The 25,604-nt window shown below is 47.1% G+C and carries 23 protein-coding genes and 1 other RNA gene; 3 read left to right on the top strand and 21 right to left on the bottom strand.

The features are described 5' to 3' along the window. Positions 1-366 precede the first annotated feature (366 nt). The 14 genes from HFD99_RS23540 to rpoE all read right to left on the bottom strand — a co-directional run bounded on the left by HFD99_RS23540 (position 367) and on the right by rpoE (position 13,457). Positions 367-642 carry a pro-sigmaK processing inhibitor BofA family protein gene (locus tag HFD99_RS23540; RefSeq protein ID WP_016818582.1) on the bottom strand — a complete coding sequence of 92 codons (276 nt, stop codon included), beginning with the start codon at positions 640-642 and terminating at the stop codon, positions 367-369. Beyond that, entirely contained in the window at positions 639-950 is a 312-nt protein-coding gene (locus HFD99_RS23535) for a DUF2508 family protein (protein ID WP_016818581.1), read from the bottom strand. The genes HFD99_RS23540 and HFD99_RS23535 overlap by 4 nt, the downstream gene beginning before the upstream one ends. Before the next feature lie 212 nt (positions 951-1,162). Then, on the bottom strand, positions 1,163-1,762 hold the full coding sequence (gene recR / locus HFD99_RS23530; RefSeq protein WP_016818580.1) for a recombination mediator RecR: 600 nt from the start codon (positions 1,760-1,762) through the stop codon (positions 1,163-1,165). A gap of 26 nt (positions 1,763-1,788) precedes the next feature. Next, the gene (locus HFD99_RS23525; protein WP_013368784.1) at positions 1,789-2,100 is read right to left on the bottom strand and encodes a YbaB/EbfC family nucleoid-associated protein; all 312 of its coding nucleotides are present in this window, start codon (positions 2,098-2,100) and stop codon (positions 1,789-1,791) included. Positions 2,101-2,140: 40 nt separating this feature from the next. Then, positions 2,141-3,892, bottom strand: coding sequence for a DNA polymerase III subunit gamma/tau (gene dnaX, locus HFD99_RS23520; RefSeq protein WP_123796626.1), 1,752 nt, complete (start codon positions 3,890-3,892; stop codon positions 2,141-2,143). A gap of 156 nt (positions 3,893-4,048) precedes the next feature. Then, positions 4,049-4,315, bottom strand: an RNA gene (gene ffs, locus HFD99_RS23515) — signal recognition particle sRNA large type. Positions 4,316-4,426: 111 nt separating this feature from the next. Further along, entirely contained in the window at positions 4,427-4,624 is a 198-nt protein-coding gene (rpmE, locus tag HFD99_RS23510; protein WP_016818578.1) for a 50S ribosomal protein L31, read from the bottom strand. A gap of 152 nt (positions 4,625-4,776) precedes the next feature. Further along, positions 4,777-6,048 carry a radical SAM protein gene (locus HFD99_RS23505; protein WP_019685780.1) on the bottom strand — a complete coding sequence of 424 codons (1,272 nt, stop codon included), beginning with the start codon at positions 6,046-6,048 and terminating at the stop codon, positions 4,777-4,779. Between the two features lie 93 nt (positions 6,049-6,141). Next, entirely contained in the window at positions 6,142-7,479 is a 1,338-nt protein-coding gene (gene rho / locus HFD99_RS23500; RefSeq protein WP_019685779.1) for a transcription termination factor Rho, read from the bottom strand. Between the two features lie 259 nt (positions 7,480-7,738). Next, positions 7,739-8,992, bottom strand: a complete 1,254-nt coding sequence (locus HFD99_RS23495; RefSeq protein ID WP_016818575.1) for a UDP-N-acetylglucosamine 1-carboxyvinyltransferase — start codon at positions 8,990-8,992, stop codon at positions 7,739-7,741. Positions 8,993-9,217: 225 nt separating this feature from the next. Continuing rightward, the gene (gene fba / locus HFD99_RS23490; RefSeq protein ID WP_123796625.1) at positions 9,218-10,072 is read right to left on the bottom strand and encodes a class II fructose-1,6-bisphosphate aldolase; all 855 of its coding nucleotides are present in this window, start codon (positions 10,070-10,072) and stop codon (positions 9,218-9,220) included. A 248-nt stretch (positions 10,073-10,320) separates the two neighbouring features. Continuing rightward, entirely contained in the window at positions 10,321-10,689 is a 369-nt protein-coding gene (locus HFD99_RS23485) for a response regulator (RefSeq protein ID WP_014599366.1), read from the bottom strand. Between the two features lie 213 nt (positions 10,690-10,902). Beyond that, the gene (locus tag HFD99_RS23480; RefSeq protein ID WP_016818572.1) at positions 10,903-12,504 is read right to left on the bottom strand and encodes a CTP synthase; all 1,602 of its coding nucleotides are present in this window, start codon (positions 12,502-12,504) and stop codon (positions 10,903-10,905) included. Positions 12,505-12,905: 401 nt separating this feature from the next. After that, the gene (gene rpoE, locus HFD99_RS23475; protein ID WP_013368770.1) at positions 12,906-13,457 is read right to left on the bottom strand and encodes a DNA-directed RNA polymerase subunit delta; all 552 of its coding nucleotides are present in this window, start codon (positions 13,455-13,457) and stop codon (positions 12,906-12,908) included. Positions 13,458-13,862: 405 nt separating this feature from the next. Here rpoE and HFD99_RS23470 point away from each other — a divergent pair, with 405 nt between their 5' ends. Beyond that, positions 13,863-15,023 carry a S8 family peptidase gene (locus tag HFD99_RS23470; protein ID WP_019685778.1) on the top strand — a complete coding sequence of 387 codons (1,161 nt, stop codon included), beginning with the start codon at positions 13,863-13,865 and terminating at the stop codon, positions 15,021-15,023. Between the two features lie 18 nt (positions 15,024-15,041). Here HFD99_RS23470 and HFD99_RS23465 read toward each other — a convergent pair whose 3' ends face one another. From HFD99_RS23465 to HFD99_RS23450, 4 genes are read right to left on the bottom strand one after another with little or no spacing between them, the layout of a single operon-like run. Further along, positions 15,042-16,427, bottom strand: a complete 1,386-nt coding sequence (locus tag HFD99_RS23465) for an MBL fold metallo-hydrolase (RefSeq protein WP_019685777.1) — start codon at positions 16,425-16,427, stop codon at positions 15,042-15,044. After that, a complete protein-coding gene (locus tag HFD99_RS23460) occupies positions 16,424-18,094 on the bottom strand; it encodes an ABC transporter permease (RefSeq protein ID WP_123796623.1) in 1,671 nt (556 codons plus the stop codon). The genes HFD99_RS23465 and HFD99_RS23460 overlap by 4 nt, the downstream gene beginning before the upstream one ends. Positions 18,095-18,098: 4 nt before the next feature. Continuing rightward, on the bottom strand, positions 18,099-19,172 hold the full coding sequence (locus HFD99_RS23455) for an ABC transporter substrate-binding protein (RefSeq protein ID WP_016818567.1): 1,074 nt from the start codon (positions 19,170-19,172) through the stop codon (positions 18,099-18,101). A 19-nt stretch (positions 19,173-19,191) separates the two neighbouring features. After that, positions 19,192-20,190, bottom strand: a complete 999-nt coding sequence (locus tag HFD99_RS23450) for an ABC transporter ATP-binding protein (protein WP_123796622.1) — start codon at positions 20,188-20,190, stop codon at positions 19,192-19,194. 201 nt (positions 20,191-20,391) lie between these two features. On the opposite strand from HFD99_RS23450, the gene HFD99_RS23445 reads away from it, so the two are divergent. Further along, entirely contained in the window at positions 20,392-21,270 is an 879-nt protein-coding gene (locus HFD99_RS23445; RefSeq protein WP_025363679.1) for a LysR family transcriptional regulator, read from the top strand. A 141-nt stretch (positions 21,271-21,411) separates the two neighbouring features. Then, positions 21,412-22,272, top strand: coding sequence for a hypothetical protein (locus HFD99_RS23440; RefSeq protein WP_025363678.1), 861 nt, complete (start codon positions 21,412-21,414; stop codon positions 22,270-22,272). A gap of 126 nt (positions 22,273-22,398) precedes the next feature. Here the strand turns inward: HFD99_RS23440 and argS are convergent, their stop codons facing one another. The 3 genes from argS to HFD99_RS23425 form a co-directional block, all read right to left on the bottom strand. Further along, the gene (argS, locus tag HFD99_RS23435; RefSeq protein ID WP_016818563.1) at positions 22,399-24,078 is read right to left on the bottom strand and encodes an arginine--tRNA ligase; all 1,680 of its coding nucleotides are present in this window, start codon (positions 24,076-24,078) and stop codon (positions 22,399-22,401) included. Then, a complete protein-coding gene (locus HFD99_RS23430; RefSeq protein ID WP_016818562.1) occupies positions 24,075-24,515 on the bottom strand; it encodes a DUF1934 domain-containing protein in 441 nt (146 codons plus the stop codon). Before HFD99_RS23430 ends, argS begins: the two co-directional genes overlap by 4 nt. Before the next feature lie 94 nt (positions 24,516-24,609). Then, positions 24,610-25,500 (bottom strand): LysR family transcriptional regulator, encoded by an 891-nt coding sequence (locus HFD99_RS23425; protein WP_016818561.1) that lies wholly within the window; start codon positions 25,498-25,500, stop codon positions 24,610-24,612. Positions 25,501-25,604 lie beyond the last annotated feature (104 nt).

Raw genomic sequence — 25,604 nt, 5'->3', positions numbered from 1 at the left:
AGATAAAATATCTCATTGTTTGATTTTGCGAACAAAATCATTTTACTCACTCGTTGTTCAGTTTTCAAAGATCAAACCTTCATTATATTTCACTTTGTTTCACCACCGCATCTCAGCGGCGACTTAATTAATATAACATACGGTCGGGATTTAAGTCAACACTTTTTTAAAATTATTTTTCAATTTCATTTAAGCATTGCTCACACAAAAAATTCCCGGGCTTTAAAGGCCGAGAATTAATGTATCACATTTCAGAATTCGTCGTCAACTATAATTTATAAAATAAAACAATACCGCATTAGACTAACCAAACCCCATCTTTTTTTGCACACTCCCCTTCCCTAACAACTGCTACAATAATGTTTTTCAGACAGCCTGTCCGAACAATATTATTTTCAATCCCAGTAAAAGCGCAATTCCTGGCAAGCCTAATATCGTTACTGCTCCCATCGTCACTGGGTTAATCGGAATGTACACCTGTGTAATCCACCCTGAATAATTGATAACATACAGTGCAATAGCTGCCAGAGCCATATGCGCTCCGAATACTACAAACCAACCGATCCCCAGACGTTTTTTGAGGATTAGGTACATCAGTAATCCGGCACAGGCAATCAAGACAAGCCATACTACCCCTCTCATTCCGCTCTCCGTTTGTGAACCCGGTCAGCATCATTGGCATACCCCGGTTCATCTGCTGGCAGGTGAAAACGATGTAGCCCTTGCTGCTTTGCGCTTTTTAAATGTATTTGATATTTACGCTCCGCAGCTTCCAGAACAAAAATGGCGTAGTCGATTTCATCCTTACCCGTAGCTTCATGAAATAAACGATGTGCTCTTAACCATTCCGCATGCGAAGCTCGAATCTGAGCAAACAATTCCTGGCGATACTCCGCTTCTGTCTTCCCATTCTCCTGACGACGGAAATTTTGCTTCATCCGTTCCCACATTCATTCATCCTCCTCACAAGCTGAATTATGTGTACAGTCTGCAAGACCACCTTATTCATACTTATTGAACAAAGGACAAACTTAGAACCAGAAACGACTATAAAGCCATCTATTCATGCAAATAAAAAAGGAGCCGTAACGGCTCCCTAAGCAAGTCAAGGATGTCCCAAGGACATTTCAGACTCAGAACTTATAACGTATAACTACACCTACTAATTGAGCTCTCTGCGGCCTTCTAGCGCTTTGGACAGGGTGACCTCGTCAGCATACTCCAAATCCCCGCCCACAGGCAAACCGTGAGCAATACGAGTAACCTTGATTTCAAAAGGACGCACTAGCCGTGAAATGTACATAGCCGTGGCCTCTCCTTCAATGTTCGGATTCGTAGCCAGAATCAACTCCTTGACGCGTTCATCACTGAGCCTGGTCAGCAACTCCTTGAGTTTGATATCCTCAGGACCAATCCCCTCCATCGGAGAGATTGCCCCGTGAAGCACATGGTACAAACCATCAAACTCCTTGGTACGCTCCATAGCCACCAAATCCTTGGCATCCTGAACAACACAAATGACGGAAGCATCCCTCGTCTTATCCTGACAGATCCGACAAGGGTCCGTGTCCGTAATATTGCCGCAGACTGAACAAAAGTGAAGATTTCGTTTTACATTGACCAGCGCTTTGGCGAAATCAATCACATCATCTTCCTTCATTTTCAGTACGTGAAAAGCCAACCGGGCAGCTGTTTTTGGGCCTACTCCCGGCAGGCGCGTAAAAGCATCAATCAGCTTTGCAATCGGCTCGGGATAATGCAATAGCGTGTTTCTCCTTTATGAGTAGACTAGAACAAGCCCGGAATTTTCATACCACCTGTAAATTTACCCATATCATCATTAGCCAGTTCATCCGCTTTGGACAAAGCATCATTGACTGCAGTGAGTACGAGGTCTTGCAGCATTTCTACATCATCAGGATCTACAGCTTCCGGTTTGATTGTGATGGACAACACTTTTTTATGTCCACTTACCTCTACAGTTACCACACCGCCACCAGAAGAACCTTCGATTACTTTCCCACCAAGCTCCTCTTGGGCTTTCAGCATTTGTTCCTGCATTTTTTTCACTTGCTTCATCATTTGGTTCATATTATTCATTTCAATCATCTCCTTTAATGAAGTATACATCTACATTTCATTATTCTTTAATGACTACCAGGTCTTCCCCGAACAGCTGAATCGCTTCATCAATCCAGGGCTCCTTGGACTTTCCCGGCGCATCATGCTCCGGCTCCAGTTGCAATTCTTCGGCAGGCTGGTCAGAAACTCCTTCAATCGCAGCATTCCAATCCTTTTGCATCATCGTTACCAAACGATAAGGATGACCCAACTGCTCATGCAAAACCTTCTCGATGACCTGCTTATTGGCAGGCTTTTCGGTAGTTTCACGATGAATGTTGTTTTTAAACGCGACCAGCACACTGTCCTCTAACACAGAAACCGGCTCACCATCCATAAACCAAGCATGAACCGTAACTTTCGCCTCTTTTACCCCTTGCAAAATCTGGCTCCACTTGCGCCCCACCGCTGCGAATGCTTCGCTTGACTTCTCAGCGATATAGCGATCCAACTGAGAAGGAAGTTTAGCTGGCGCTGAAAGACGTGGAGCAGGGGCACGACCACCAGAAGCCTGGCGACCGCCTGAAGATGCCTCCTGACCCGCTCCAGCGGCCAAGCCACCTTGCATTGCACGTTCCAGCTTCTTTTCCAGCTCAGCAAGCTGGCGCTTTAACACGGCCACTTCTTCCTGACCAGCAGCAGCACCAGAGCGCTGTACAGTCGGCTGAGCAGCAGTTCCCGCTTCCCCCGGAATGCTGCATAACTTCAGTAGAGCTACCTCAAATAAAGTTTGGGGCTGAACGGCATATTTCATCTCACCTTGATAACGATTAAGGGTGTCGATCATTGCAAAGAGCTGCTCCTTGGTAAAAGCATCTGCCACTTCCTTAAACTGCTCCGGATTCAGCACTCGCTCTGTCATTTTGGTCGCCTGCGGCACCATCTTGATCATTAGCAGATCTCGGAAATAGTACAGAAGATTCTCCATACACTTATCCGCACTTTTACCTTCCTGCATAAAGTTCTCGATCAATTGGAGCACTGTGCCCACATCTTCTTTCAGTAATGCCAAGGCCAATTTACCGAATTGCTCGGATGCGATCCCGCCCGTCATATCCAGCACCTGCTGATACGTAACCCGGCCATCAGTAAACGAGGATATCTGATCCAAAACGCTAACCGCATCTCGCATCCCGCCATCTGAAAGACGTGCAATATATTGCAGTGCATCCAAATCAGCCTGGATGTTCTCCTGTTGACATATCAGGTCAAGCCGCTCTGTCTGCTCCTCCAGCGATACTCGCCGAAAGTCAAAACGCTGGCAACGTGAAATAATTGTCGCGGGAATCCGATGCGGCTCTGTCGTAGCCAATATAAACATTACGTGTGGCGGCGGCTCTTCCAGCGTCTTGAGCAGCGCATTGAACGCTTCCGTCGTCAGCATGTGCACTTCATCAATGATATAAACCTTGTGCCGCACTTCTGTGGGCGCATATTTGACTTTATCGCGCAAATCACGAATCTCTTCAACACCCCGGTTAGAGGCTGCGTCAATCTCCTGCACATCCATGACCGCTCCGGCCGTGATCCGTTTACAGGCTTCGCATTCGTTGCAAGGTTCCGGCGCAGGTCCATGCTCACAGTTGATTGCCTTGGCCAAAATTTTGGCCGCACTGGTCTTACCCGTTCCTCGCGGACCACTGAACAGGTAGGCATGGGACGTGCGATTTTCGCGGATGGCATTCTGCAATGTCTGGATAATATGCTGTTGTCCTACCATGTCCTTGAAAGACTGCGGCCGCCAAGCACGGTACAACGCTATATGTTCCAATGCGCGTTCCCTCTTTCCCATTCACTTTCATGACCATTTATGGTCACTTCATTATACTATACTCCCGTCCGAATCTAAACCAGACACATTTCAAATTATAAGCACAAAAAAACACCTTCGCATAATCGCCAAGATGTTTCAATCCCTAAGTATATACCGTGCACCTGTTATTGATCGTTGTGATCCGAGCGGCAACCCTGAGCAACAACTCGGGCTAGGCAACCCTCCGGCACAAGAGTGGACTTGCTTATGGCTGCTTCCTTCCGGACCTGACCAGGTTCACAAGTACTCATTGCGGAGGACCCAACCGTCAACATTGTGCGCAGGGACCAGCCTCACATCAACAACACCTCTAACAGGAATTCAACCTCGCTATAGCGGATTGCGAGTTACAGGGCACCGCTACCTCCCCATCTAGCACGGTGAAAATAAGTATATCTCATGGTTGCACAAAATGCAAATAGCAAATAACGACAAAAAGAGCCTCCTGCAATTGCAGAAGGCTCTAATAACTTTATCTCTTGCGGCAACTTATTACATACCGTATTTCTTTTTGAAACGATCCACACGTCCACCAGCATCAATAAACTTCTGCTTACCTGTGAAGAACGGATGGCAAGCGGAGCAAATCTCCACACGCAGAGATTCCTTTACAGAACCAGTTTCAAACGTATTCCCGCAAGCGCAAGTAACATTAGTTACGTTATACTTCGGTTGAATAGCCTGTTGCATTAACTTTCACCTCTTTCCGCCCTGAACGTCCTATCAGCCCAGAGTTGTATGAACACATGTTCAAATTATAGCACTTGAATATAAGTGTTTCAACATCTTTTTAGCACACAAAACAGTGTAAGATCGGTGTGTTTCAAATAACTCCCGACCGTTTAGGTTCTGGCAAATTTGGGACGTGCCAGCCCTTGCGGCGGCACATGAGTGTAAGAACCGATAACCACATCCGGCAGTTCCTCACGATAAATCTCAAGCATTTGCTTCATACCAAGTATCTCCCCTTGAGCCGGTGGAATCAACTCCAGATAGCTTTCAGGATCAATATTCAGATTACGCATTTGAATCAGCTTGAGCTTAGTGCGTTTGGCAAATTCAATCATTGCCTCAATTTCTTCCTCCCGGTCTGTTACACCCGGGAAAATCAAATAGTTGATGGACGTATACACTCCCTGATCGGACGCATAACGGAGTGACTTTTCCACATTAGCCAGCGTGTATCCGCGCGGCTTGTAATACGCATTGTAATGGTCGTCCAATGCACTAATTGTGCTTACTCGCATGAGATCAAGACCCGCATCCACAATTCCCCGGATATGATCATTCAATCCCGCATTGGTGTTGATATTAATATATCCCATATCTGTAACGGAACGTACTTCTTTGATCGCATCAATAATCAGTTTGGCTTGAGTGGAGGGCTCACCTTCACAACCTTGCCCAAAACTGATGATAGACTCAGGTGTCTTCAAATGTTCCAACATAACTTCTACAATCTCTTCCACGCGGGGACGGAAGTTCATTCTTGTCTGAGGAGATACAAAACCACTGTCATCCGGCTGTTCAGATATACAACCAAAGCAGCCCGCATTACAAGAATAAGATACCGGAACTCCCCCCTCCCAGCGATTCAGGAACGTATTCGAGGAAGTAAGGCATTCGTACCCCAGCGCACAGTTAGACAAATGCTGGTACAGCCTATTTTCGGGATACTGCTCTGTCATCCGCTGAACTCCCAATTTAACTTGATTGCGGTCACAGTTTTCGGGATTCCATTTGGAAGGACTGTCACTCTGCTCTGCTGTTACATAAAACGCCCCATCTTTCCAGACAACGGCTGAATAACCGAACAAGGGGAGTTTATACTCCTTGTCCGTCTTCACATATCCCGGCAGACACAGGCGTGTAAAGCCTTGCGGTAACAAAGCCCCTACTGCCTGCATATTTCCCGGAAGAGAGACCATTTCCCCTGTTTCAGGGTTCATACCGACCGGGCGGGTGCTGGGCAGGCTTACCAGTGTGGCTCCTTCCGGCAACGGAATAAGCTCATCCTCCATGATTTCAACAATCATGTCTGCACTACGGGCAAGCCCATACAAAGAAGCATGATCATATACATTGCCTTTTTCGTCGGCATACACCAAATACATTATGGAGCTCCTTTCGTTCCATTAAACGCGCCATTAACAAATGAATAGTAATGGCTGTCTACTTACGGAACAGATAAAATACATGGTTTGGGTTTAATTGGTTGTGGCGGGAACCGACGCTGTGGTAGAACGCGTAGTTCTTCGTTGTTGGCCACCAGAGCTACCTTGCGAGCCGCTGGAAGAAGGTGCTGTCAAATCAAACGAGGCTAAAAACTCAGCGTTAGTTTTGCTGTTACGCAGTTTTTTGAGGAAGCCTTCCACAAAGTCATGGCTTTCCGTCATATTTTTACGAATAGCCCAGATCGTATCTAATTCTTCCTTGTTCAACAGCACTTCCTCACGACGTGTACCGGAACGACGAATATCAATCGCAGGAAAGATACGACGTTCTGCCAGTTTGCGGTCCAAATGCAGCTCCATGTTGCCTGTACCTTTGAACTCTTCGTAAATAATATCGTCCATACGAGATCCTGTATCAATCAGCGCTGTGGCAAGAATCGTCAAGCTACCGCCTTCCTCCACATTCCGAGCTGCGCCAAAAAAGCGTTTTGGACGGTGAAATGCTGCCGGATCAATACCCCCACTCAAAGTACGACCAGAAGGAGGGATGACGAGATTGTACGCACGAGCCAACCGTGTAATGCTATCCAACAGGATGACAACATCCTTTTTATGTTCTACGAGACGCAGTGCACGCTCCAACACCAGTTCTGCCACTTTGATGTGATTTTCAGGAAGTTCATCAAATGTAGAGGCCACAACTTCACCTTTGACAGAACGCTGCATGTCAGTCACTTCTTCAGGGCGTTCATCAATCAACAAGACAAATAGCTCAATCTCGGGATTGTTGGTAGAAATGCTATTGGCAATTTCTTTGAGGAGAAGCGTCTTCCCAGCTTTGGGAGGTGCCACAATAAGTCCGCGCTGTCCAAGTCCGACAGGGGCCAGTACATCCATAATTCTCGTAGACAAATGGTTGGGGGAAGTTTCAAGGACTAATTTGGTTTGCGGATACAGTGGAGTCAGTGCAGGAAAATGTAGCCGCTCAGCAGCTTGCTCAGGACTTCTTCCATTGACGGCGTTAACTTGAAGCAATCCAAAATACCGTTCATTTTCTTTCGGCGTTCGGCATTTACCGGAAACGAGATCGCCCGTTCTCAGGTCAAACTTGCGGATTTGTGAAGCAGAGATGTAAATATCTTCGGTACTCGGGAGATAGTTGATCGGCCTCAGAAAGCCGTAACCTTCAGGAAGTATTTCCAGAACACCCTGCATAAACATTAATCCACTCTTCTCAGCTTGTGCGCGCAGGATGGCGAAAATTAATTCTTTCTTCTTGAGCGTTCCGTAGTACGGGATCTGGTATTGCTTGGCCAGCTTGTACAGGTCGGTCAGCTTCATTTCTTCCAGATCGGAAATTTGCAGATCCATATAATAACCACCTATTCAATTATTAAGTCCATTCATACAATTAAATGATAGACAATGATATCATAAACACCATCAACATAATTTTAACCAAAACAAATAAAGTTATGCAGCCAGCTGCCTGAATTATACCGAATTATTCCGGTTTTTTGATAAAAGATTGTTAGGTATGGACCAAATCTTATACCAAGCAGCGGCTGCATAGGCGTTACCCGTTATTCCGCTTTGGTTACAGTAAATTCAAACAAAGTACATGGCTTAATTACTCAGTCTGCCGCCACACATCTGCGCCTAAAAGACGCAGGTTCGAAACGAGATGATCATAACCACGGTCAATATACTCGACACCTGCCACCTCGGTTACCCCTTCGCTTACTGTAAGTCCAGCAATGACAAGGGCCGCTCCGGCGCGCAGATCTGCAGCCTTCACTTTAGCCGCATTCAGTTGACCACCTTCAATAATGGCAGACCGACCCTCTACGCGAATTTTAGCCCCCATTCGCACCAGTTCAGGGACGTGCTTAAAACGATTGCTGTACACAAAATCGCTCAATACACTGACACCCTGAGCTTGGGTTAGCAAGCTGGTCATGGGAGATTGTAAATCTGTGGGGAAGCCGGGGTATACCAAGGCTTTAACATCGACATGCCCATAGGAAGGTGCACCCAGTACGCGAATACTTTCATCATATTCCTCGATGCCGATGCCCATTTCCTGCATTTTGGCAGTGAGAGCCTCCATATGTTTGGGGATTACATTGTCAATCAATACATTTCCACGGGTTGCCGCAGCAGCAATCATATAAGTGCCTGCTTGTATACGGTCAGGTATGATGGAATGACGGCAACCATGCAGCTCCGACACACCTTCAATACGAATTGTCTCCGTACCAGCGCCTTTAATAATCGCCCCCATGGAGTTTAACAGAGTTGCTACATCTATAATCTCAGGCTCTTTAGCCGCATTTTCGATAGTTGTGGCGCCTTTGGCACGTGCGGCCGCCAGCATAATATTAATGGTTGCTCCTACGCTGCTGACATCCAAATAAATCTTGGTGCCGCGCAGTTCTTTGGCGTGCAAATGAATAGCGCCGTGCTCGTTCGTAACCGTGGCACCCAGCGCTTCAAAACCTTTGATATGCTGATCAATGGGCCGGGGTTCAAAATTACATCCTCCTGGCAAACCGATGATCGCTTCCTTGAATCTGCCCAGCATGGCCCCCATCATATAATAAGAGGCTCGTAATTTCTTAACAGGTCCATTCGGCATAGGAATGGATTTAATGGAGGAAGGGTCTATCTTCATCTGGCTACCTTCCCAGGTAACCTTTGCGCCAAGCTCCTCCAATATTTCGGAATACACCGCCACATCACTGAGCAGCGGCAAATTATCCAAAATGACTTCCGACTCTGCCAGAATGGCTGCGGGAATCAAGGCGATGGCACTGTTTTTGGCACCGCTGATGGAAACTGTACCCTGAAGCGGCCGTCCACCGGTGATCATCAATTTTTCCATAAGCTTGAGGGTCCCCCTACGTGTTTTGCAGTCGGTCAAACAATGAACTGAAACCATAAACTTTCAACTTTTTAAGTGGTTAAAATGGAAAGACACCGGCTAAGCGGTGTGCTTTCCATACCACACTATTCAACTGTACAGATTTAAATATTTTGTGCAGCATAATTACAGCTACAACGAAGAAATGCATCCAGTCTATGCAGAGGCATGACTAGTTGGAAATTATTACGCTTTGTTGTTGGAGCCGAACTCACGGATTTTACCGATAACTGTTTGTTTGATTGCTTCACGACCTGGTTGGATGAATGTACGTGGATCGTAAGCATCTGGTTTTGCAGCAAGCACTTCACGAACCACTTTCGCAAATGCGATTTGGTTTTCAGTGTTTACGTTGATTTTGGAAGTACCCAGGGAAATGGATTTTTGGATGTCATGTGTAGGGATACCTGTTCCGCCATGAAGAACGAGTGGCAGTTTCACAGCATCGCGAATTTCTTCCATTTCTTTAAAGCCCAGGTTTGGTTCACCTTTGTATGGTCCATGAACAGAACCCAGTGCAGGAGCCAGTGTATCGATGCCTGTTTCTTTAACGATACGTACACAATCATCCAGCTTAGCGTACATTACGTCACCTACAACATCATCTTCTTGACCGCCAACCATTCCAACTTCAGCTTCAACGGAAACGCCTTTGGAATGTGCATATTCAACAACTTTCTTCGTTGTTTCGATATTTTTCTCGATTGGGCTGTGGGAATCGTCAATCATAACAGATGTGAAACCAGCGTCGATTGCTTCTTTACATTTGTCAAAGCTAGAACCGTGGTCCAAGTGAATTGCAACTGGAACCGTAATTTTCATGTCATGAATAAGACCTTCTACCATTTTAACAACAGTGTAGAATCCGCCCATGTGACGTGCTGCGCCTTCAGAAACACCCAAGATTACTGGGGATTTTTCTTCTTCAGCAGCGCCCAAGATAGCTTGAGTCCACTCCAGGTTATTAATATTGAATTGACCTACTGCATATTTTCCTTCGAGTGCTTTGTTCAACATGTCTTTCATAGATACCAATGGCATGGTTACAGTCCTCCTAAAGGTGTTTGGGTTTGTCTATATTTTTAGCCGACATCACATACGGGCTTATTATACCACAACCCATGTTAAATACTAAACAAGCTTTTGCATATCAACACATACAAAAATCACGCTCAGGACGCCGTTTTTCCATAGAATTGTATAAGGAGAGGATTTACTTTCAGTATTTCCCATAATCACAAACAAAAAACCCTGTTTTGTTAACAGAGTTCTCAACCAAAATGACTTCCCTAGTCACCTCTGAGTTGTTTGTTCACGGCGATCCGCATTTCATCAATATCAAAGGGCTTGGTAAAATGCATAAGTGCACCTAGCTCCGTCGCCTCTTTAATCATGTCCAGTTCTCCATACGCTGTCATCATAATAACCTTGATGTCGGGATTCATGCTTTTTAGGTGCTTCAGAATTTCAAGTCCGTCCATACCTGGAATTTTCATATCGAGCAGAACCAGATCAGGTGGTTCCTTCTCAACAATCTCAAGAGCAATTTTCCCGTTCGCTGCCTGAAAGGTCTCATAACCCTCACTTCCGAACACTTCCATCAGTAAAATCCGTATTCCATTCTGGTCATCGACGATTAATACTTTTTTCTTTTCCAATGTTTTAACCTCCTAAGATCTTAAAACGAGGATCATGCAGCTATTGCCATAACAGCGTCCGATGACGTACAATATCCGTCCCATACCTAAAACTATATTCGCTCCTGCAAAAAGAAAATCCTGCTCTTATACATAATTGTGGAATATTCTTTCATAATCAGGAAGCATGGGATAAAAAAAGACCTCCCAAAGGAGGTCTTTCAAGCTGCAGCATTAACCTTGAAGCTGCAATGCCGCTTTTACAAATTCACGGAACAAAGGCTGTGGACGATTCGGACGGGAAGTAAATTCTGGATGGAATTGTACCGCCAGGAACCATGGATGCTCAGGAAGCTCGACAATTTCCACCAAACGTCCATCCGGTGAAGTACCAGAAATACGAAGACCTGCTTTTTCAATAACTTCACGATATTCGTTATTGAATTCGTACCGATGACGATGTCTCTCGTACACCAGCTCGTCGTTGTAGCAAGCCTCTGCCAGGGAACCTTCCACCAGTTTACATGGATACAGGCCAAGACGCATGGTACCGCCCAAATCTTCGATGTCTTTTTGGTCAGGAAGCAAGTCAATGACAGGATAATCGGTAGCCGGGTTAATTTCCGAGCTGTTGGCTCCTTCGAGACCAGCCAGGGAACGAGCAACCTCAATAACAGATACCTGCATACCTAGGCAAATACCGAAGAACGGAATTTTTTGCTCCCGTGCATAACGAATGGTGCTGATTTTGCCTTCAATTCCGCGATCGCCGAAGCCACCTGGTACGAGAATACCGCCAATGCCGCCCAGCATGTCAGCTACGTTCTCGTCCGTTACTTCTTCAGCGTTCACCCAGCGGATTTTTACGTCTGCATTCGCATCAAATCCAGCGTGAGAAAGTGACTCAACAACACTTAAGTATGCATCATGTAGCGCAACATATTTACCAACAATAGCAATTTCAACCGTTTTGTCCAACTTGCTGATTCGATCAACTAACCCTTCCCATTCGGTCATATCCGGTGCAGGTGTTGTCAGCTTCAGGTGGTTAACTACGATTTCGTCCAAACCTTCTTCACGTAGGTTCAACGGAACCTCGTAGAGAGTCGAAGCATCGCGGCATTCTACCACTGCATTCGCATCAATATCGCAGAACAATGCAATTTTAGCCTTCATATCGGAGGACAATTCATGCTCTGTACGGCAAACAATGACATTCGGTTGAATGCCGATGCTGCGCAGTTCTTTCACACTGTGCTGAGTTGGTTTGGTTTTAACCTCACCAGCAGCTTTAATATAAGGAATGAGCGTTACGTGAATGTACATCACATTTTCGCGCCCAACTTCACTTTTAAGCTGACGAATGGCTTCCAAAAATGGCAAGCTTTCAATATCGCCTACAGTACCGCCGATTTCCGTAATAATGACATCCGAACCCGCTTCACGGCCTGCACGGTACACGCGCTCCTTGATTTCGTTCGTAATATGAGGGATAACCTGTACGGTACCGCCCAAATATTCTCCGCGACGCTCTTTGCTGATCACGCTGGAATATACCTTGCCTGTTGTGACATTGCTGTTCTTGGACAGATTAATATCAATAAAGCGCTCATAGTGTCCCAAGTCGAGATCCGTTTCCGCACCATCATCCGTTACAAACACTTCACCGTGCTGGTAAGGGCTCATGGTACCTGGATCGACATTCAGGTAAGGATCAAATTTTTGAATCGTTACCTTCAGTCCCCTGTTCTTCAAAAGCCTCCCCAGTGAAGCTGCCGTAATCCCTTTGCCCAAGGAAGACACAACCCCGCCTGTCACAAAAATATACTTCGTCACTGTTCAAAACCCTCCTAGATAAGATGCAAAAATTCAGGCGACATTATGATGTTATCGTAACCCGTTTGCACGGATTATCATCCATGAAGAAGGCAGCGGTTATATTTTCCAATCCGCCGCCCTTAGCCCTCTTTCATGAGTGAAAACACCCCTATAAAAAACAAAAAAGCACTCCCGTAGTACGGGGCACTTTTATACAAAAAGCAAACATATAAGTGAATCAATCATAAGCCCAAGCAATAGTTTACCCCGTGTCCAATCCGCTGTCAAGGAAGTTATCTGTGTTAATTTGTCCTTTGAACCTGATTGGAATAAATCTATCTGAAAGCTATAAATCAGCAGGGGTTTCAAGAAAACGGTCATGAAAAAGGGGAGAGCGTATCTCCCCTTGCAACCTGTTCCTAACGAAGTGAATCGTCGTCGTCTTCGATCGACTCATCGTCATTTTCATCATCTGTATCTTCCTCATCACTGAGGTCTTCATCGTCAATAACTACGTCATCGTCACTATCATCGTCATCTTCTCCGTCGAACAGCTCGTCTTCGCCATCCTCGTCTTCGCTATCTGCATCGAAGTCGTCATCGGAGTTGTATGTTTCTTCTTCCTCATGATAGTCATCTTCGTCGTCATCGTCTTCATCGTTAATGATACGAGGACGCTTGGCGCCTGTCAGGGCATCTTCGGATTTATCTACCGGATACCAACGTTTCAAGCCCCACAGATTCGTACCGACACAGGCAAAACGCCCGTCAATGTTGATTTCAGTATATAGCTGAGCAATAACGTCATTAATTTCTTCGTCGGACAAGCCGCGCAATTTGGCGACTTCATTCATCAGGTCACGGTAATAATATGGAGTATTGGCTGCTTTCAATACCATAAATGCCAAATCCACCATTGGAGTCTCGTGGACTTTCTCCGGGTCAATCTTCAAGTTGAGTGGTGTACTCACCTAGGGACACTTCCTCTCACACGTAATTCACAAGAACATGTTTCAGAGCATACACGATACATGCAATACTAACATATCCATTATCAAAACTAAGTAAAACCTATTTGGAAGCAAATTGCAAGTTAAACATGGGTATCGTCATAATTTCCAAGAATATCCCTCTGCACAAGACGGCACACGTAAAAAGACGGGGTTCCCCCCGCCTCCGACTGTACCCGCTCCGGGAGAGGCCTCCCAAAGTTGTTGCACAAGAGCTTATGCCCTCCATGTATCGTATGTGTCCATAGCTACTTTGACACGACAAGCAGGCCTATTTCCATAAAAAAGGGGCAAGTTTCCCATGCCGTAGCTGACGCTTGCTCATACAATACCTCAGCATGGCTCATCGGAGGGGGACCGTCTCAAATGGACTATCCGGATTTTTTGCAGCGTTTGCATGAGGGTATTTCGGAGCCGTCCGGCAGTGGACGGAACAAACAGATTATCACGTTCGATAAGCCTCACCAATACCGGGAATGCCTGTCCTATCTCAGGAAGCTGAAACCTGAGCTTGCGGGATTACGGCAAGTACAACCGGCTAGGCTAATCCGTGCTCTCATCGCTCCGCTTTCAGGGGGAGACAGGCTGGGCAAATATCACCACGGTGTTACCGTTGAAGAAGATACCCGCATAAAGGTTCACGCAGAAACGGCTTATATACCGAAAGCAGAGAAAAGCATTTCTATGCCATGGGGAGTCAAACAGGTACGTGCATACAAGGCTTGGCCTTCCTCGACAGGGAATCGGGTCAGAATCGGTGTGATCGACACAGGAGCGGATTTTCATCATCCTGATCTTCGCCATTCCCTTGCCAGAGGTATCAATTTGTTGAACCGGACCATGCTACCCTATGACGACAACGGCCATGGCACTCATATTGCAGGAACCATCGCGGCATCCAACTATGACGAAGGTATGGTTGGCGTAGCACCACGGGCTTTAATTCATCCTGTAAAAGCATTTGATCATAATGGAGCCGCCTATGTCTCTGACATCATTCTTGGTATCGACTGGTGTGTATTAAATCGTGTCGATATTATTAATATGAGCTTTGGTATGAAGTCGCGTAGCAAGGCACTGCTTGATATGGTGAATAAAGCATATCATAACGGCATTGTAATCGTAGCTTCCTCGGGAAATGAGGGTAAGCGTCGAAGTATTGACTATCCGGCCCGCTATTCCCAGACGATTTCAGTCGGAGCTACCGACAAATACAGACGTATCGCTCCTTTTAGCAATCGGGGGCAATTCGTAGACGTGTACGCACCTGGTGAGAAGATCAGATCCTCCTGGATTCATGGAAAGCATCATGAAATGAGCGGCACCTCTATGGCTACTTCCCATGTGACCGGGAGCATCGCACTTCTCCTTTCACTGAGACCGGAACTGGAGCCCGGAGAAATTAAAGCGCTGCTTAAGCGCACTGCCACACCGCTACGCCTTCGTAAAAGTGCTGGACGCACTTCCATCTCCACCAAGCTTGGAGAAGTGGATGCCTTCCGATTGATGCAAGAGGGCACAAAGTGAACCACGATCTGATGAATACTAAACCTCTATCGTTGCACCTGGCTCCAAAGAGTGAACTTCTCTGGCAGGACCTCCATGTTCATTATTTCCTTCTCTTATTAACTCATCTCGTACAAGGTCGGTCTGCAATTTGGGTGCATGAACGAGTACAACCTGTTTGCTAGGCATCTCCTTCAGCATTTGCCGTACATCCGATAATCCCTGGTGCACCTTGTAAATCAAATGCCGAGCTATACAGATGTCATTGGCGTCTGCACGTTCCAACAGATGTTTACCAAAAGAACCATTGGAAGCATGCCCGGTCAATATCACACTGTTCCTAATATCCTCCCCGCTATCCACATCGATCAGCATACTGCGGTGATCCGACAGATATTGATAATACCAACGCGCCTGCGGGGAATCCATCATGCCGTCTCTTGTTACGATAATAGTGGCCGTGTTCCGTTCCAGCAGACTTATCCGTCCCGCAGTATCACGAGGCACAAACACCCTGTCACTGTTCAACACATGTTTTATTCGCGTGGAAGCTCCCGGACGTAGCCACTCTTTCCATCGATTTAACTGTTTCAATCCGTGCCACAGGTCAGGCTCTATAATTATTGCTTGTTCAGGAAATTGCTCGCTGGCCCATACGATCAATTCCTGTCCTCTGCCAAAGGCAGGCACTGGCAACAACACATGGCCGCCAGACAATAATACCTGCTCCATCTCGACCCTCAGCCGCTCCAGCTTAACAGGCTGCGGGTCTATATCCATACCATAAGCATTGTCCATGATTGATATGTCCACTAGATTAGACTTTGGCTTGCATCCAGGAAGGTCATCTACCCCCTCTCCCATACACAAGTCCGGTGCATCGGCAGCAAGAAGCTCAGATTCACGGCTATAGTCTCCAGAAAAGAACAGCCGCTTCCCTTCCATTTCTACGATATACCACACTGCACCAGCCAAATGTCCACTGCGTCCCCACATCATTCTCACACCCGGACAAGCTTCATGCCACACTCCTGACGGCGTTTCGTCTTCTAGATAGCGATAGGTAATAGATTGGATATCTTGTTCACTGTAGGGCAATTCGCCGTCTCTCGATTCAACATAAGTTTGCCAGGAGCGAAAATAGGATCCCAGCTGCTCAGCGGTAGCCTTGGTCGTCCAGACCTCTCCCCGATATCCATACTTGTACAGTAAGGGGAGCGCCATGGAATGATCCTCATGTGCATGAGACAGCAAAACAGTAGTTAGCTCCTTCACCTTCTGTGGCGGAAAAACCGGATATTGCCCGGTTCCTTCCTTTTTTACGCCACAATCCAGCATGATACGATGCTGCTTTCCTTCAAAAACATAACAGGAGCGGCCATGTTCGCCCGCTCCACCCCAAATCCTAAGCTTGGTCATCATCATTTCCACTTTCTCCGCGAGTTTAAGCTTTCCATTAAGATCAGTAGCAATGTGGTCAAACCAACCGATATAACAGCCATCGCCATGCCAAGCGACACCTGTCCCTGCTCAAACTGGGCAAATATATAGGTTGCAGACGTCTGGACGGATGGCGGTAAAATCAGCAACGATCCTACCAGCTCCCGTGAAGCAATGGTAAAGGTCATCATCCAACCAGCGAGCATCCCCGGTCCAATCAGCGGCAGTACAATCCGGCGGAATATGTAAGACGGACGCCCGCCGAATACCTGTCCCGCCTGAAAAAGACCAGTGTCCACCTGTGTAAAGGCGCTTTTGACATACTGCACCGTATAAGGAACAAACAAAATAACATACGTCAGAATGACCATGCCATATGTGTTATACAATGGAATGGGCATCCACGGCGAATTCCACCACAAAATCAGACCCACCACCATAACAATTCCCGGCACTGTATTCGGAAGTAAACTGAATGCATCAACTGTCCGTTGGATTTTCGTGCGTGATCCACCGATAACAAGCGCAAACCAGGTGCCCAGCACCACAGCAAGCGTCGATGCACCCAAAGAGAGAAATACACTGTTCAGTAGCGCTTCCATGCTTTCTGAACCCCACGACAGCAGTTCCTTGTAATAGTCGAGTGTAAGGTTGTTCCATGCCAATCCGATTCCCCGCAGCTTCATGGAGGAGGCCGCAATAATTGAAAAGTAAGGGATGCCAATAGCTGCGATGAGCAGCAATAGGATGAACATGACACTCAGTGCTGTAGTCCAGCTGGATACACGAAGACGGGAAGGACGGGAACCTTTACCCCCTACCAGTCTGTATGTGAACTTTCGGTTGATCACCGATTGCACATACCACATAAGCAGGCAGGCCGTTAACAGCACCGAGGCCATGGACGTCGCTTTGCCAAAATCGATGGGCCAGCTGGAAATATATTTGTGAATTTCAGAAGTCATAACCTCATACCCGATACGTCTCCCAAAGGTAGCGGGTGTGCCAAACTCGGCAATCGTTTTAACGAAAATGAGCAGCGCACCCATTCCGTATGCCGATAGCAGCAGCGGTAAAATGATTTGACGGAACCTGTACAGAAAGCCTCCGCCCATGACAGCACCCGCCTCTTCCAGACTGCCGCCAATCCTCACCAGCGCCCCGCGTAACAGCAGGTACAGGAATGGAAACAGATGCAGGCTCATGATCATCACCATGCCGCCAAGGCTGAAGAAGGAAGCCGTTAAGAAATGCATATCCGGGAGCAACTGCTCCATATACCCGTTTTTTTGCATAAACAGGATCCATCCCATGGAACCGATATAGGGCGGAGTCATAAACGGAATCAGCAGCACGACATCCAACCAGCGCCAGTGTGCGAGTCGGGTGTTGGACATGATCCAGGCTAGCGGAAGTGCAAGGACGGTCGTTCCTGCGATCACACAGATGCCTAGCCAGATCGAGTTGAATAGCACTCCTGCAAATTGAGAAGCAGCTAACGTTCGAAAAGGCGCAGCCCATTGAAATGTCCCATCAACATACACACTTTGAATGAAGATTTGCAGCAACGGCAGTACAATTAGGATAAAAAGCGCGATCAGAGCAAGTGTCAGGGACCATCCCCTGATGTGTTTAACAGACAAACCTCCCATCGGCTTATTTGAACATTTGCGTGAACTTTTCCGTCACGTCTGATCCGTGTTCACCCATCCATTCCCAGTTGGTTTTCAGCAATGGGATTTCGTCGAGGTTTGCACGCTTGTCAGCTTTGATATCCGTGCGTCCAGGGAGTAGGGAAGCATCTGCTACTAGTTTCTGTGCTTCGTCTGACAACAGATAGTCAATGAACGCTTTAGCATTTTGCTCATGCTGTGTGGACTTGAGGATTGCGGCAGGACGCGGGCTAATGACCGTTCCCTCTGTCGGATAGACGATGTCTATCGGCTCGCCTTTGGCTTTAGCCTTGTAGGTCATGTAATCGACCGCAGCGACGACTACACCTTTAGCCCCCGTAATCACTGGATCCAGCGCTTCCTGATTGGCACCGGCCATGGCCACACCGTTAGCCTTGTACCGCTCAAACAACGTCCAGCCTCCATCGCCCTTGGCGCTCAGATAGCCTGTCATAAAATCCAACGCTGAGCCAGACAGCGATGGATCGGGAATGTTAACCTGATCCTTGTACTCAGGCTTCGCCAAATCGGCCCATGAAGTAGGTGGCGTTTTCACTAACTTCGTGTTAAATGCAATACCCAAAGCAGAAGCACTTGTGCTGAAATAGTGACCCTCCTTATCAGACCAATCCGGGTTTAGCTTGTCCGCATTTTTAGCGTCCGGATAGGGGAGTGTGAGTCCTTCCTTTTTCAAGCCTTGTACAGACGGAAGCGATGCCAGCACAACCACGTCTGCTACCGGATTCGTTTTCTCCGCTTCCATGCGGGCTAAAATCTTACCTGTCGTTCCCTGGAATAACTCTACCTTAACTCCACTCTGCGCCTCATACCCCGCTACCAGCTTTTTCGCCAGTCCATCCGGGCCTGCGCTGTAAACAACCAGCTTCTGATCGGTGGACGCCGCTGCGCCCGCTGGTTTTGCTGATCCATCGGCTTGTGCCCCATCCTTCGATGTCGTAGCCGTTCCGCAGCCTGCCACAGCCAGTCCAAAAGTCAATGTTAAAGCAAGCATAGCCCCTTTTTTCCATCCTGTACGAAAAACACGCCTATTCATCATCTTATATAACCCCTTTTCCCTATGTTTCAAGTTGGTGGATGTATTGCGGTGATACCCAAATATGCATTTGTTCGCCTATGGGCAAGCGGGTGGAGTGATAGGCAGTCCATTGCTCGCCGTTTTCGGCTACTAGACGGATTTCATAGCGATCGCCAACATAGCTGACATGCAGGATCTCTACTGTAAAAGTGTGCTGATCCGCTTGCTCCTGGTCCCATCGGACATGTTCAGGTCGAAATAGTGTCCGTTCCAACTCGATCCAGTTGGATTTGCCGATAAACCTTGCCACCTCTGAATGAGCTGGGCGACTATAGATCACCTCTGGTGTTCCGGTCTGCAAAATATGTCCACTTTTCATAACCACTACTTCATCAGACATGGACATGGCCTCGATTTGATCATGAGTGACATATAAGGCGGTCAGCCCCAGATCACGCACAAGTGATATCATCTCAATGCGCATCTCCTCCCGAAGTACGGCATCCAGTGCACTGAGTGGCTCGTCGAACAAAACCAGTCGAGGCCGGATAGCAACTGCTCTTGCAAAAGCAACCCGCTGCTGCTGACCACCGGACAGCTGATGGGGATAGCGATCCTCCATCCCTGACAACCTCACCTTATCGAGCGCCTCCAGCACCACTGCCCGCAGTTCCTTGCCTTGAGCGCTAACAGCCCCTTTTCCCCGCTTGCTCGCTCGCAAGCCGAAGGCCACATTTTCAAACACCGTCATATGCGGCCACAGCGCAAAATCCTGAAAGACCATACCAAAGTGGCGGAGATGTGCGGGAACATCCTTTTTGCGTTCAGCTGAAAAGAGAATTTCCTCTCCCATCGTGATTGTGCCGGTATCCGGTGTCTCCAGACCAGCAATCAAGCGCAAGAGCGTCGTCTTCCCACAACCGGACGGTCCGAGCAGTGTGGTGAATTTGCCCTGTCGTACAACCAGATTCGTCTCATGCAACGCGGTGGTATGGCCGAAAGTTTTACTTAATCCGCGAATATATAGATCCTGATTCATCGCATTACCTGCCTGTTCTTGTGACTGACCCCAGTGTAAAACTTGAATTCGCAACCTGTGTTATTGGGAAGTTAAAACAAAATTAATTATTTCAATGAATTGTGTTAACACTCATAGATTTAATCTATATAGAGGCGGTTGATGCTGTTGCCCAGAGAATAAGCATGATTGTTTGACTTAACTGAAAGCGAGGCATTCTAAGTGAACTTAAGTCTTCTAAAGTTACATATTGTAGAGCTGCTGAACAAGCACCATAAAATTACCACCGTAGCCGAGGTTCTCGGCCTAAAGCAACCCACTGTTACTTTTCATATGAAAAATCTGGAGCGTGAATTTGGAGTAAAGCTGTTTGATACACGTATGGGCAAAATCATCCTGACGGATGCCGGAGATGCGCTGCTGCACTATGCCACCAAGATTAATGCACTTGCGGCTGAGGCTGAGCGAGTTGTCCGTGAGTTCGATACGCTCCAACGAGGGAGTATACGGATTGGCGCAAGCTATGTACCTGCCACCTATCTGCTTCCTGCCGTGCTGCATCGGTTTGCCCGCGAGCATCCGGGCATTCACATTGCCTTGTCCGTGAAAACAGCCCCCGTGATCAAGGACATGCTCGCTCGCCACGAAATTGACCTCGGCATTATTTCGGCAGAGCCGTTTCAATCCCCAACGCTGCTCTCAGAATCCTTGGGAGAAGATGAACTGGTGCTCATCTGCTCACCCACTCATCCGCTCGCTAGCGAAACCGATGTAACACCCGAGCACATCGCTTCTTCCTCTTTTGTGTTGCATGGGAAGGATTCCAGCACACGCCACGTGACTGACAAATGGCTGGAGCGCGGGAGGCGCCGACTTCCATCCTATCTGGAATTGGATTCACTGGAAGCTATCAAACAGGCGGTTATGCTGGGAGAACACATCTCCTTTGTCTCTCGCCTTGCTGTTCAATCAGAGGTTGAGCGAGGTTTACTGATCATAAGACCTATTCCGGGGCAGCCTGTTGAGCGGCATATTTATATGGTCAGCAACAAAGATCGTCATCGCTCCGCGCTGATTCACAGATTCACTGAATATTTATGATGGAACCAAGATTAAATCTTAGATGTTATATAAAAATTATGGTATTTTTTAACCATAATACCATCTTAGCTTGACATACGACTGACAAATCACCCGTAAAGTGAAGCGTGTAACCTATTCGGACGAACAGGAGAGGATGAAATGAAAACAAGCCTGCGTATCACTAAATTCATGTCAGTAGTAACTCTGAGTGCAGTGCTGCTCGCAACAGGATGGAAAGGTGCAGAGCCCGTACAAGCCGCTGCCAATGCCACACCAAGCTATGAGGTAAAGCTGCTGCTGGATACAGCTCAGGTCCTCAATGCGGATGGCTCTTTAAAAAGCGGCATCGTAAATGAGTTCGGAATCAGTGAAGATGCGCAACGATTAAGCGTCGAGTATTTTGATACAGACTCCTTGCAATTGAATGACGAGGGCTGGAACGTTAGATTTCGCAAAAAAGAGGACAAAAAAAATTATGAGTTAACCTACAAAAAGCGATATACGATCACAAACGGGAATATCGACGCAGCACTTACCCAAGCGAATAAAGAAGGTTTCAGTGCCTCTGATGATAATTATGAGGCTGAGGTGGATTGGGGATACAGCAAGCAGACATTAAGCTTTTCCAATGATAAGAAAACGAACGCCTCCAAAGGATTAGCTCTGCCTTCCCCGTATCAGGCATTAAAACAATTGCAGGACAATCTTCCGGGCAAGCTGCAAAACTGGAAAAGCAGCAACTGGGGCAAACATACCTTGGAAAACTCCAGAGTACGCGGTCCTGTACAGGTCAGCAAATATAAGGGCAGCTTTCAGGGCTTGGATACTGACGTTGAAGTATGGCCTATTCGCAGCGCCAACGGATCGGGTACCGACAATATCATCGAAATCTCCTTCAAAACTTCGGATTACAATACTGCCGCAAGCAACCGCACCAAGCTGATGAATCTGCTACAATCCAAAGGATGGCTGATTCCTGCCGATTCCCTGAAAACGAATCTGGTACTGGAACGCTACTAAGCTACTCAAACTTATTGTATTCAAACCAAAAAAAGGAACCGAACGAGCCTCCCTAGAGGGCAGCACGAACGGTTCCTTTAACCATTATACATATGACTACAAAATCATTATGTTGCAGTTGTTTACTTACATACGTTCCGGTGCAGACACGCCCACCAGCTTCAGTACGTTGGCAATGGTCGTGCGGACCGCGCCAAACAACGCCAAGCGAGCTTGCGTTTGAGCGGCATCCTCCGTGATGACACGCTCTGCTTTATAGTAGCTGTGGAACATGGATGCCAGCTCGTAGACATAGCGAATCATACGATGCGGCGCAAAGTTTGCAGCTGCCACCGATACTTCCTCTGGCAACTCGCCAATTTTGCGCAACAAATCATATTCATGCTCAGCCGTCAGCTTCGACAAGTCAACTTCTGCCAATGGCAGTACAGCAATACCCTGCTCTTCGGCTTGACGATATACGCTGCATGCACGTGCATGTGCATATTGCACGTAGAATACCGGATTCTCATTGGAGGTAGAAATCGCCAAATCCATATCAAAATCCAGATGCGAATCCATACTACGCATGGTGAAGAAGTAACGAATCGCGTCTACGCCCACTTCTTCCATCAGATCCTCCATCGTTACGGCCTTGCCAGTACGCTTGGACATTTTTACTTTTTCACCGTTTTGGAACAAGCTGACCATTTGGGCAATCAGTACTTTAAGCTTATCTGGGTCATTGCCCAGTGCTTCCATTGCGGCCTTCATCCGTGGAATATAGCCGTGGTGATCCGCTCCCCAGATGTTGATGATCGTGTCATACCCACGAGCATATTTGTCGCGGTGATAGGCGATATCCGGAGTCAGGTACGTATAAGTGCCGTCATTTTTGATCAATACGCGGTCTTTATCGTCACCATACTTAGTCGTGTTCAGCCAAGTAGCTCCGTCCTTATCATAAATTTCCTCACGGTCACGCAGCTCATTCAGTGCTTTAAGCACTTCACCGTTATCATACAGTGATGTTTCACTAAACCAGGAATCAAAAGGTACACGGAACCGCTCCAGATCACGCTTGATCTTATTCAGTTCCTTTTCCAGACCGTATTCACGGAAATAAGCGGCACGATCTCCTGGTTCCATAGACAACAGAGAATCGCCCTTCTCAGCCACCAGTTCCTTCGCAAACCCGATGATATCCTCACCATGGTATCCGTCCTCCGGCATCTCCGCAGGCTGTCCTAGCTCCTGCAAATAACGCGCTTCGATGGAACGGCTCATATTGTAAATCTGGTTCCCCGCATCATTAATGTAATATTCACGAGTGACTTGATATCCGGCAAAATCAAGCACATTACATAGCGCATCCCCTACGGCTGCACCACGTGCATGGCCCAAGTGAAGACTCCCAGTCGGATTGGCGCTGACAAATTCGATCTGTACCTTTTTGCCCTCACCTACCTGTACACGACCGTAATCTGCTCCTTGCTCCTGTACTTGTCCGATCACTGCATAGAGGTAGCTCTTGTTCAAACGAAAGTTAATAAAGCCTGGTCCCGCAATTTCAGCACTTTCAATAGAAGCGGAAGCTAAGTCCATATTCGCAATCAGATCTTCAGCGATTTGACGCGGATTCTTCTTCGCAATGCGAGTGAGCTGCATGGCTACGTTGGTAGCTAAGTCACCGTGTGACTTGTCCTTAGGTACCTCCAGCGTAATGGTCGGCAGCTCTTCGCGACCCACGATTCCAGCAGCCAGCACCGCTGCCTCGATTGCTGAGGTCACCTTTTGATTAATAAGTTCCAGTGGATTGCTTGTCATGATTGTTGCTCCTCCTGTATATGCAAACTGATGGCAAAATGCCCCGAGAAATCCTCAAATACGTATAGATCATAAGTCCAGCTCACTTGTCCGGTGAATCCATCCATCCGAATATCGAGCTTCTGCGTATGCGCAGACATGTTCAGGTTTAAATAAGGCGAGCGGTAAAATCCAGGCAACCTGCGTCCCAGCGCGAACGACTGCTCTGATTGTACCTCACCGTGACGAATCAGCTTTAGCTCATCCGGTCCGATCTTGACTGTGTTCCGTGTCGTACCGCCCTCAGGACTCTCTTGCGGCTCCTCGTACCTTATATATAGATGCTTCCCGCGAACGATTGCTTCTCCAGGAAGCTCCTGTACCACATCTTCTCCGTCATGATGACTATGAAGACGGATTCGAACCTTTGCATTGTGTGGCATGTGTTCAAACTCCATTCTATCGCTATCCTACTGTACTACTATATCCAGTTCCCGATTGCAATTCAAATGAGTTTTTACAAAAAGATGCTTTCGCCCTTAAAAAATTCAACTACTGTAGGTCAGCTACACTGGATGCCTGACTAAAACTTTCAATGAACCGGGAAGCCAAAGAAGACATGTATTTATCCTTCAACCAGACGGCAGCCACACGAGTGTGCAAATCTTCACACATAATTTCCTTAACAATTAAATGATTATTGCTGCCCAAAGACAATGCGGAGCTCGAAATCATGCCAATACCCAGCCCTTCGTTGGCCCAAAGAAGCGTGGTGCGGGCATCGTCATTTTTGCAAAAGTAGTTTGGCTCAAAGCCATGCTTCATACAGGTGTCGTGGATCAATTGCTCAAAACGACGATATACGATGAGTGGTCTGTTCTTCAGCTCAGCCAATGATATGCTCTTCTGTTCGGGACTCCAATCATGTTCTTCCGTCATCACTGCTACCATCGGCTCAGTGGACGCATATCTACACCCTAAATCAGTGGTATTAAAAGGAGTTCTGACGATACCGACCTCTACAATTCCTTTGTTCAGAAGATCGAGAATCCGGAAGGTATTTCCCTCATGTATTTCAAATTTTACACCCGCATAGGTTTTATGAAATTCGGAAAGCCTGTCTTTCATCAGGGTTGCCCCAGAGGAAGAAACCGTTCCAATGGTGAGCGTCCCCTTCATCCCCATGGCGAAATCGTTTATTTCCCTTGTCGTAGCATCCGTCAGCTCCAAAATCTGCTTGGCCCTGTTCCGTAAAATGATTCCCGCCTCTGTCAATTGAATGCTTCGTGAGCCTCGATGCACAAGCTTTACACCCAGCTCTTCCTCCAGCTGCATAAGCTGTTGACTTAAGGGAGGCTGTGCGATTTGCAGCTTTTTGGCTGCCGCTGTAATCTGTCCAGCGTCTGCAATCGCTAAAAAATACTTGAGATGTCTCAATTCCATCATGAACCTCCGGTCCTGATATATGTAAAACCTATATCTCTAATATATATTAAATATTATTCATATGGTTGGGGATATGCCATAATCATATTCAGATATGCAAT

The sequence above is a fragment of the Paenibacillus sp. EKM301P genome, from assembly GCF_011800295.1.
GTDB lineage: Bacteria > Bacillota > Bacilli > Paenibacillales > Paenibacillaceae > Paenibacillus > Paenibacillus polymyxa.
This window is presented reverse-complemented; position numbering and strand designations above follow the sequence as displayed.

Coding starts and splice junctions, on each gene's coding strand:
- HFD99_RS23540 (WP_016818582.1), bottom strand. CDS start 642: ATGAGAGGGGTAGTATGGCTTGTCTTGATTGCCTGTGCCGGATTACTG.
- HFD99_RS23535 (WP_016818581.1), bottom strand. CDS start 950: ATGTGGGAACGGATGAAGCAAAATTTCCGTCGTCAGGAGAATGGGAAG.
- HFD99_RS23525 (WP_013368784.1), bottom strand. CDS start 2,100: ATGAATAATATGAACCAAATGATGAAGCAAGTGAAAAAAATGCAGGAA.
- rpmE (WP_016818578.1), bottom strand. CDS start 4,624: ATGCAACAGGCTATTCAACCGAAGTATAACGTAACTAATGTTACTTGC.
- HFD99_RS23505 (WP_019685780.1), bottom strand. CDS start 6,048: ATGTATTTGGTGTATGCCGACGAAAAAGGCAATGTATATGATCATGCT.
- rho (WP_019685779.1), bottom strand. CDS start 7,479: ATGGATCTGCAAATTTCCGATCTGGAAGAAATGAAGCTGACCGACCTG.
- HFD99_RS23495 (WP_016818575.1), bottom strand. CDS start 8,992: ATGGAAAAATTGATGATCACCGGTGGACGGCCGCTTCAGGGTACAGTT.
- fba (WP_123796625.1), bottom strand. CDS start 10,072: ATGCCATTGGTATCTATGAAAGACATGTTGAACAAAGCACTCGAAGGA.
- HFD99_RS23470 (WP_019685778.1), top strand. CDS start 13,863: ATGGACTATCCGGATTTTTTGCAGCGTTTGCATGAGGGTATTTCGGAG.
- HFD99_RS23465 (WP_019685777.1), bottom strand. CDS start 16,427: ATGATGATGACCAAGCTTAGGATTTGGGGTGGAGCGGGCGAACATGGC.
- HFD99_RS23460 (WP_123796623.1), bottom strand. CDS start 18,094: ATGGGAGGTTTGTCTGTTAAACACATCAGGGGATGGTCCCTGACACTT.
- HFD99_RS23455 (WP_016818567.1), bottom strand. CDS start 19,172: ATGATGAATAGGCGTGTTTTTCGTACAGGATGGAAAAAAGGGGCTATG.
- HFD99_RS23450 (WP_123796622.1), bottom strand. CDS start 20,190: ATGAATCAGGATCTATATATTCGCGGATTAAGTAAAACTTTCGGCCAT.
- HFD99_RS23440 (WP_025363678.1), top strand. CDS start 21,412: ATGAAAACAAGCCTGCGTATCACTAAATTCATGTCAGTAGTAACTCTG.
- argS (WP_016818563.1), bottom strand. CDS start 24,078: ATGACAAGCAATCCACTGGAACTTATTAATCAAAAGGTGACCTCAGCA.
- HFD99_RS23430 (WP_016818562.1), bottom strand. CDS start 24,515: ATGGAGTTTGAACACATGCCACACAATGCAAAGGTTCGAATCCGTCTT.
- HFD99_RS23425 (WP_016818561.1), bottom strand. CDS start 25,500: ATGGAATTGAGACATCTCAAGTATTTTTTAGCGATTGCAGACGCTGGA.